At 59.7% G+C, this 5,216-nt stretch carries 3 protein-coding genes; 1 reads left to right on the top strand and 2 read right to left on the bottom strand.

Annotation, left to right across the window (positions count from 1 at the left end; genetic code table 11):
* Nucleotides 1–195 precede the first annotated feature (195 nt).
* A complete protein-coding gene (locus NW856_RS01730) occupies nucleotides 196–597 on the top strand; it encodes a SaoD/DsrE family protein (protein WP_414398777.1) in 402 nt (133 codons plus the stop codon).
* A gap of 15 nt (nucleotides 598–612) precedes the next feature.
* Here the strand turns inward: NW856_RS01730 and clpB are convergent, their stop codons facing one another.
* Complete coding sequence (gene clpB, locus NW856_RS01735; protein WP_414398779.1) at nucleotides 613–3,255, bottom strand: ATP-dependent chaperone ClpB; 2,643 nt, start codon at nucleotides 3,253–3,255, stop codon at nucleotides 613–615.
* A 199-nt stretch (nucleotides 3,256–3,454) separates the two neighbouring features.
* Nucleotides 3,455–5,216, bottom strand: a 1,762-nt coding sequence (locus NW856_RS01740) for an RNB domain-containing ribonuclease (protein WP_414398780.1), incomplete at its 5' end; no start/stop codon positions are given.

The following is a 5,216-nucleotide window of genomic DNA, read 5'->3' on the forward strand; positions in this document are numbered from 1 at the left end:
GAAATAATCGTAACTTCCCTCTCCTGCGAAGGGAGAGGAGCTGGACGGCACAAAGGCATCAGGAACAGTCTCAAGCAGGTTCGCAATGAACCTCCACCTCGGCCTGCTGGGTCCGGCAACTCTGGCCCAGAAACTCGTGTTACTCTGAAAATGATAATTACTGATAATCAAAATTGAAAACGGCAAGGGGGCCTCATGAAAGTTGCCTACGTGTTCACCCATCCCCGCTGCGGCACCTACAAATTGGGCCAGATGATCCTGCCTCAGCTAGAAGCAGGGGTGCATGGAGCGGAGGTGGTGGGCATGTTCTTTTTCGACGACAACTGCTTTGTTTTGCGGCAGGGGGATCCCATTGGCGAGCGCTTGGCCAAAGTTGCCCAAGAGCAAAACATCCTGCTGATGATGTGTGACATGTGCGCTCTGGAGCGCAACCTAGCCGAAGGGGAACCCCGCTGGTGCGATGCTCAAGGACGCGGGCGCAAGGAACCGGCCCAGTGCATTCCCAAAAATGTAGTGCAAGGGGTGCAAGTGGGCTGCTTCCCTGACCTCTACGAGGCCTTGAAGGACAACCCACCTGACCAAGTGATTACGCTTTGACGGAAGGACCCCGACTTAGCTGACGGCCACAGCCGCCGGCGGCTCTTGGCTGGGCTGAGAGCCGATCTTGCGGAAGATCAACCGCTCGTTGGCTACATCCACCAAAATGCGGTCGCCGGGTAGGAACTCGTTTTCCAGCAGCTTGGTGGCAATGGGATTTTCGATCTCCCGCTGGATCACCCGCTTCAGCGGACGGGCCCCGAACACGGGGTCGTAGCCCACCTCTGCCAGGTAGTCCTTGGCTTCTTCGGTGAGCAGGATCTCGATTTGCTGATCTGCCAGCAGCTTTTCCACCCGCTGCATTTGCAGGCCGACAATCTGGCGAATTTGCTCTTTGGTGAGGGCGTGGAAGATGATCAGCTCGTCCACCCGGTTGAGGAACTCCGGTCGGAAGTGGTGCCGCAGCATGGCCAGCACCTGAGTTTTCATCTCCTCGTAGCGGCTTTCATCGGCCCCAATTTCCAGGATGAGGTCGCTGCCGATGTTGCTGGTCATGATGATGATGGTGTTTTTGAAGTCCACTGTCCGCCCTTGGGAGTCGGTGATGCGGCCATCGTCCAGCACCTGCAGCAGGATGTTGAAGACATCCGGGTGGGCTTTTTCCACCTCGTCAAACAGCACCACCGAGTAGGGGCGTCGCCGCACCGCCTCGGAGAGCTGCCCGCCTTCTTCGTAGCCCACGTAGCCTGGAGGAGCTCCGATTAGACGAGAGACCGAGTGCTTCTCCATGTACTCGGACATGTCGATGCGCACCATCGCCTCGGAAGTGTCGAAGAGGAACTCCGCCAAAGCACGGGCCAGCTCGGTTTTCCCCACGCCAGTGGGCCCCATGAACAGGAAAGAGCCGATGGGGCGATTGGGATCCTTCATGCCGGCCCGGGCGCGCCGAATGGCTGCCGCTACGGCGGCTACCGCCTCGTCTTGGCCCACCACCCGCTGGTGCAAATGGGCTTCCAGGCGCAGCAGCTTCTGCTTTTCCGACTCCATCAGGCTGGTGACTGGGATCCCGGTCCAGCGGGAGACGATCTCAGCGATATCTTCAGGAGTCACTTGCTCCCGCAGCAGCGGCTCGCCGTTGGTCTGCAGCTTGGCCAGGTGAGCCTCCTGCTCTTGGATTTGCCGCTCCAATTCCATCAGCTTGCCGTACTTGAGCTCGGCAGCGCGGTTGAGGTCATATTTTTGTTCAGCCTGTTCGATTTGAAGCTTGACGGCGTCCCGCTCGGCTTTAAGGCTTTGCAGGCGTTCGATAGCCTCTTTTTCAAATTGCCAGCGAGCATTCAACTCCCGTTGTCGCTCCGTCAGGTTGGCCAGCTCCTGCTCAATTTTGCTGAGGCGATCTCTAGAGGCAGCATCATCTTCTTTTTTCAGGGAGAGCTCCTCCATCTGCAGTTGCATGATGCGCCGGTCGATCTCGTCCAGCTCGACGGGCTTGGAGGTGATCTCCATTTTCAGCTTGGCCGCCGCTTCGTCCACCAGGTCGATGGCTTTGTCGGGCAGGAAGCGCTCGGAGATGTAGCGGTTGGAGAGCACCGCTGCCGCCACCAAGGCGGAGTCGCTGATTTTGACCCCATGGTGCAGCTCGTAGCGCTCTTTGAGGCCGCGCAGGATGGAGATGGTATCTTCCACCGAAGGCTGATCCACGTACACCGGCTGAAAGCGGCGTTCTAGGGCCGCATCTTTTTCGATGTGCTTGCGGTATTCATCCAGGGTGGTGGCGCCGATACAGCGCAACTCGCCCCGCGCCAGCATGGGTTTGAGCAAGTTGCCGGCATCCATGGCCCCTTCGCCGGCCCCGGCGCCGACAACGGTGTGCAACTCGTCGATGAAGAGGATGATCTGGCCTTCGGATTCAGTGACCTCTTTGAGCACAGCTTTGAGGCGGTCTTCAAATTCCCCGCGGTACTTGGCCCCGGCAATGAGAGCGCCCATGTCCAGAGCAATGACTCGCCGGTTTTTCAGAGACTCCGGCACATCTCCCCGGTTGATGCGCTGGGCTAGGCCCTCCACAATGGCTGTTTTCCCCACGCCGGGTTCGCCGATGAGGACGGGGTTGTTTTTGGTGCGGCGGGAGAGCACCTGAATGACGCGGCGGATCTCGTCATCTCGCCCGATCACCGGGTCCAGCTTCCCTTCGCGGGCCGCCTGGGTGAGATCGCGGCCATAGCGCTCCAGGGCTTCGTAGCGGGATTCGGGGTTTTTGTCGGTGACCCGCTGTTTGCCTCGCACCTCTTTGATGACCGGTTTGAGGCGCTCTACCGTCAGGCCCAGGGGTGCCAAGACCCGCTTGCCCACCCGCTCATCTTGCAGGGATCCCAAAAACAAGTGCTCCACCGAGATGAAGTCATCTTCGTATTCCTTGCGGAATTCCTCGGCCCGATCCAGGGTGGTTTCCAGGCCGCGACCCAAGTAGAGCTGATCCACCCGCGCCAACTTGGGCTGCTGGTTGATGAAGCTTTCCACTTTATCCCGCACCAGCCTCGGATCGATACCTGCCCGTTGCAGGAGGGTTTGGGTGAGCCCCCCCTCTTGATCCAGAAGGGAGATCAGCAAATGCTCGGTTTCCAACTGTTGCTGCTGGTGCCGCCGGGCCACATCTTGGGACTGGACAATGGCGCTCCAAGCTTTTTCGGTAAATTGATTGGGATTGGTGGGCTGCATAGGAGTTCGGCAGAGCTTTGCTACTCAGTATAGGAAGGCAATACAGACACAGGGAGCACCCTGGACTCTTTCGGGGCAGTAGAGCTGGGTGCCGGAAGCTCCGGTAGGATCTTCCTGATCTAGGTATCGCCTATTTTGCCAGAGCCAGAGTTCGCAACAACCGTCCTCTCCAGCTGCGATCCATGGAGGGATCCCCGCCTTATTCTTCTTCTTCGTAGGGACGGCCTTCCCCAATTACCGCCAGGTCAATTTGTTGGCGGTAGTAATCCACGTTCTTAATCTGCACCTCCACCCGATCCCCCAGGCGAAACTGGCGCCGACTCTTGCGTCCCACCAGCGCCTGCTGACGGCTGCGGTACTCGTACCAATCGTTTTTCAGGGTGCTGACCCGCACCAAGCCTTCCGCCAAGATGGGATCCACCTGGACAAAAAAGCCGTAGTTCTGGACGCCGATGATCAGGCCGGGGAACACCTCTCCCAGGTGCTTTTGCATGAACTCAGAGCGCTTCAGGCCCATCAGCTCCCGCTCCGCCTGCTGCCGGATCCGGTACCCCTCCTGAATTTTGGGCAGTTGCGCCTGGAGAAACGCCTGCCATTCCTCCTGCACCTTGGGCGGCAACACCTGCCAGTCGATTTGGCCGTAGCCGCTGGGGCCGTGCAGATCCACCACGGTTTTGGAGCGAGAGCTGCGGCGCTCGCGTCCTTTGCTCAGGGCCAGGTGCAGGGCACGCAAATTGAGCAAGTCGGCATAGCGGCGCAAGGGGGCCGTAAAGGTGGCGTAGGGTTCTTTGAGGCCCAACCCAAAATGGCCGAGTTGCTCTTCCAGAGGCTGGAGACGATACTCGACCGGGGGCAAGGTGGCCAGCATCTGCGCCACCAAGGCCGGGCTCGCGCCAGAGGCCAACACATCGGGAGCGGTGATGCGGGCACAAATCCGCTGCCAGTCCGCCAGAGTTACGACAGCGGGATCTTGCAAATTCAGATCCAGCTTCATGGCATTGGCCAGGCGCAAAAAGCTCTGCAGGGCCTCGGCGGCAGGGGCAGGCTGCACGCGGGCCAAAGAAGGGATCCCCAACTGGCGCAAATGGTGGCCCAGGATTTGGTTGGCCAGCAGGAGAATTTCCGTCATCAGGGCATGGGCGCCGAGGCGATCGCTGATCAAGAGGGGGCCGTAGCCGCTTTCGTCGGCAGAGTGGGGAGTGAGCAGATCCAACAGGGGCAGGTCAAATCCCCCCGCCTGGTGACGTTTGGCCCGTAGGATCTGGCTAAGGCGCAGCAGGTTTTGCAGCAGGGCCATCAACTCCGGCACTTCTTCGTCGGGGCCCAAGTCGGCGGTGGTGGCCAAAAGAGCCTGCACCTGACCATAGGACAGGTGAGCCCGCGATTGCACCAGGCTGGGGTAAATCTCGAAGTTTTGTACCACCCCTTCTGGGTCGAGGGTCACTAGCAGTGAATAGGCCAAGCGCTCCTGCTGTGGCAACAGAGCCAGGCGGTTGTGCACCTCCGGCGGAAAGAGAGGCAGCACCATCGTATCGAGGTAGACGGTGGCCGTCCGCTGCTGAGCCTCTTGCTCCAAGGGGTGGTCGGGATCCAGCCAGTGGGCTACGTCGGCAATGTGGATCCCCAGCAGCCAGTGGTTATCCTCCTGCCGTTGTAGGGAGACGGCCACGTTGGGTTCCAAGCCGTGGGGATGCTGCAGATCCAAAGGCTCCAGAGTGATGCAAAACCAGTCGCGCAGATCGCGGCGGCCCTTTTGGTCAGAGCGGCTGAGCTTTTTGGGCAGAGCTGCTGCTGCCTCCAACACTGGAGCGGGAAACTCCTGCGGCAGGTCGTACTTGCAACAGACCAAATCTGCATCGATGGAGGCTTCTGGGCCGTCGCCCAAAATTTTGCGAATGGTTCCGGTTGGGGGCAGATCCCCCAGCGGGTAGCGATTCACCTCCACATAGGCCACCCGCCCC

The sequence above is a fragment of the Synechococcus sp. R3-13 genome (assembly GCF_047462195.1).
Classification (GTDB): Bacteria; Cyanobacteriota; Cyanobacteriia; order Thermostichales; family Thermostichaceae; genus Thermostichus.

Bases quoted from the DNA above. Each gene is read 5' to 3' on its own strand.
- NW856_RS01730 (WP_414398777.1), top strand. From the start codon at position 196: ATGAAAGTTGCCTACGTGTTCACCCATCCCCGCTGCGGCACCTACAAA.
- clpB (WP_414398779.1), bottom strand. From the start codon at position 3,255: ATGCAGCCCACCAATCCCAATCAATTTACCGAAAAAGCTTGGAGCGCC.